The following is a 3441-nucleotide window of genomic DNA, read 5'->3' on the forward strand; positions in this document are numbered from 1 at the left end:
ACCGGAGGGCTCGCGCCCTACCGCAAAAAAATACTTCACCGCGTTACCCTGGCGGGTTGCCGATCGGTTTTCCCGCCGGACGGCGTGGTCAGATTTTTGATCCGCAACTCGTCTCACTCGCACTGGCCGCCGCCCGGGAAGGGGGCTTTGTCGCCGTCCCAGGTACCTATCTGGCGACCCTGGGGCCGACCTATGAAACCCGTGCCGAATACCGCATGATGCGGCGGATCGGAGCCGATGTGGTGGGAATGAGCACCGCAGGAGAGGTGTTAACGGCGGCAAATCTTGAGATGTCCGTGCTCGCTTTGTCGATTGTCAGCAATGTGGCGGATCCCGACCGAGCGAAAGTCGCCGATCACGCGGAAGTGCTAGAGGCAGGGGACGCCGCGGCGGCTAAACTAGAGGGGATTGTTCGACGGATCCTTTCCGGCCACCGCGTTTGATTGTCGTTTCGATGCCGCACGTTCCCAAACCTCCTCAATCGGCGAAACCGCCAACGCCGCTGCGTTCCGCGCCGGCGGAGTCGGATTCTCGCGAGACGTTGCCGAACAAAACGCTGCCGGCCGATGCGCTGCCTTCTGACGCGCTGCCTTCTGACGCGCTGCCTGTCGATGCGTTGCCTGTCGGAGCGCTGTCCGATGAAGCGCCCCAGCTCGATTCGACCCACGATACGATGGTCGGATTTGACCAGGAATCGGTCGACTCGACGAACCTGCCGGACATCGATCACGAATTCTCGATGCAGGAACTCTTCGATGCGGAACTTCGCGAGGCGATTCGCTCGGTGCCGCTGCCAGGGGATGAAGAAAAATTACCGAGGGTCGAGATCCTGGGGGCGGACGGGCAACACGCCGCGCTGATGCGGATCGATCACCCGGTGAAGTTGCGTGTCCGCGGATCGCTGGGCGACTACGCGTTTGCGTACAACTCTCAAACGGTCATCAAAGTGTTCGGAAATGTCGGACACGGGGTTGCCGAAGGCATGTCCAGCGGATCGATCCGGGTTCGCGGTCACGCCGGCCACGGTGCGGGAACCGCGATGACCGGCGGCACCCTGGGCATTTATGGTTCGGCCGGGGATCGTACCGGGGGCGCGATGCGTGGTGGCGGACTGTTCGTTCGCGGCGACGTCGGCAACGATGTCGGACTCGGCGCCTTGGCGGGGACCATCGTGATCGGAGGCGACGCGGGCAACAACTTGGGCAATCCGCTCAGCAACGTTGCGGTGTTCATTCGGGGAAAGGCGGCGAGCTTGACTCCCGGTGTCACCGAGGCTCCGCTGCGAAAGAAGCAGGAGGTCCAACTGGGATTGCTGCTCATCAGCGCGGGGATCCGCGGCGACGCGACAGACTTTCGTCGCATCGTCCCGATCGCAAAACTGGCGGCGGAAAATGCAGCCCGCGGCGAAGTGGTTCCCAATTGGCGATAGTGCTTGAAAGGATTACCTGTGAATTCCGACCGACTCGCTTCGCTTCACCTCCTGCCTCCGCACTCGGCATCGGTCTGGGCGACCAGCCCGATGTATCCGGTAGCCCAGACGATCTCACGCCCCGACGGCAACTCGGTTCGATTGGAGTTGCCGTTGTTCTGGTACGAACCGCCGTGGATTCAATTGCCGCGCGAGGTTGCCGGACGACTCGCGGCGTCGGTGGCCAATCTTGATGTTGTGGTTTCGGCACTCCGCCGCGACATCGCGATCGACGAAGAACCCAGTGAGTTGTTTGCAGCGATTCCGGCCGACGAGAGTGCAGCAACCGATGCGGCGCAGCGGCAGTTCTTGCCGCGAATGACTCCCTATCGCGCCGAACGTTATGGATTCATGCCCGCCGATTTCGACGAGACACGCATCATCGATGTCCGCCTGGCAGCGACGCGGGATGATTCGGGACGATTCGCGTATTCGCCGGACCAGATGAGCCGTTGGGAAGGCGGTGCGGAAGGAACGACGATCGGCGGTGGCGGCCATGTTGCCACCGGCTCCTTTCCCACCGATGTCGTCTCGCTCAACCAAGCCCGCACGAAACTCGACCAACTGCGGCTGCTAGCACCTTCGGCCGCAGTGTTCGTGTCTATCGATTGTTACCGGTTGGAAGAAGAGATCGCCGCGGCGCTGGTTTCCCGGCCCGATGGGTTGATCGTGCGAATGAATCAGCCGGAGATCGAGGGGATCCAGTTGGCGGCGTTGGTCACCAAGACGCGTCGATTGATGGATGAACACGAATTCGCAGACAAACCCCTGTGGATCGTGCCGGGCGAAGTCAGCGCCCGAGACGTTGCCAAGCTAATCGCCTTGGGGGCATCCGCCGTTGCCATCGATGCGTGGTGCCTGCCACTGGTGCGATTCTTGTTGGAGTCCATGCCGACGTCACGGTACGATCGAACGGCATTCAATCAAATCCCCGCCGTCACCTCGCAACATCTGTGGGACGACATCGACCGCGTGATCGGACTTCTATCGGCAATCATGCCACACGGCAGCACGCCCCAACGACTGGGGACGTATCACTCGCGGTGGGCCAAAGCGTGTGGCGCCTCGTTGCTGGTTCCGTAACACGAACACCGCAGGGCACGCCGTCGGGTGGCTCCCCCCTCCGACCTCCAGATTGTGCCACCGTTCCGTCCCAAACCGGTTAAATTGGTGGGTCGGCGTTTCGTGATCGTCGGGACGACGAAGTCTCTGCGATGGCGATCAACGTCCCCTCCACCCCATTTCCCCCGTTGCAGGTCCCATCATGACCCTTACCGATCGATCGTTTTCAACGAAATTGCTCGCCGGGCTGGCGTTCTGCTTTGTCGCTCCCCTGTTCACGACGACGCCCTTGCGTGCCGATGAACGCGAAACCGAGGTCCGTGAGCGCGAGACTGCTGAGCAAGACCGCAGCCGACGCGATGAAGAGCGAGCCGGAAATCGCGAAGAAGCCGAAGAACGTGAACTGCGCGAACGCGCGATGGAAAGACGTCAATCACGCCCGCGTGAGCTCCGCGAACGCGAAATCGACGAACGCGAAATCGACGAACGTGAAATCGACGAACGTGAGATCGATGGACGTGAGATCGATGGACGTGAGATCGATGGACGCGAGATCGATGGACGCGAGTTACGTGAACGAGACATGCGTGAGCGTCAGATGCGCGGGCGAGACATGCGCGAGCGTGAGATGCGTGAGCGCGAGATGAATGAGCGCGAGATGCATGAGCGTGAGATGCGCGAACGTGAGATGCATGAGCGCGAGCGGATGGAACGTCGCGAGCACGAGCAACGCGAGCGAGATCAACACCTGCAAGCGATGGAGCATGAGTTGCGAGAGCTCGAGTTGCACCGCAATCGCTTGGAACTTCGCATCGCCGAAATGGAACTTGAAAATCGCTTGTCGCAATCGCTGTCCAAGGCCGATGAGGCGGCGCTGGAAGCGATCGAGATGGCATCCCGATTTATGGAAC

At 61.3% G+C, this 3441-nt stretch carries 3 protein-coding genes and 1 pseudogene; 3 read left to right on the plus strand and 1 reads right to left on the minus strand.

The window, feature by feature from the left end; genetic code table 11:
* The 3 genes and pseudogenes from ABX749_RS26540 to ABX749_RS26550 form a co-directional block, all read left to right on the plus strand.
* Positions 1 to 443, plus strand: a pseudogene (locus ABX749_RS26540) (hypothetical protein); the annotation flags it as partial.
* 11 nt (positions 444 to 454) lie between these two features.
* Positions 455 to 1429, plus strand: coding sequence for a tributyrin esterase (locus ABX749_RS26545; protein WP_372898656.1), 975 nt, complete (start codon positions 455 to 457; stop codon positions 1427 to 1429).
* An 18-nt stretch (positions 1430 to 1447) separates the two neighbouring features.
* Positions 1448 to 2551, plus strand: coding sequence for a hypothetical protein (locus ABX749_RS26550; RefSeq protein ID WP_372898657.1), 1104 nt, complete (start codon positions 1448 to 1450; stop codon positions 2549 to 2551).
* 412 nt (positions 2552 to 2963) lie between these two features.
* Here the strand turns inward: ABX749_RS26550 and ABX749_RS26555 are convergent, their stop codons facing one another.
* On the minus strand, positions 2964 to 3089 hold the full coding sequence (locus ABX749_RS26555) for a pentapeptide repeat-containing protein (RefSeq protein WP_372898658.1): 126 nt from the start codon (positions 3087 to 3089) through the stop codon (positions 2964 to 2966).
* Between the last annotated feature and the right edge of the window lie 352 nt (positions 3090 to 3441).

Source organism: Stieleria sp. (assembly GCF_041595215.1).
In the GTDB taxonomy this organism is placed as follows: Bacteria; Planctomycetota; Planctomycetia; order Pirellulales; family Pirellulaceae; genus Stieleria; species Stieleria magnilauensis.

Excerpts from the sequence above, each read along its gene's own strand:
- ABX749_RS26545 (WP_372898656.1), top strand. The coding sequence starts at position 455 with ATGCCGCACGTTCCCAAACCTCCTCAATCGGCGAAACCGCCAACGCCG.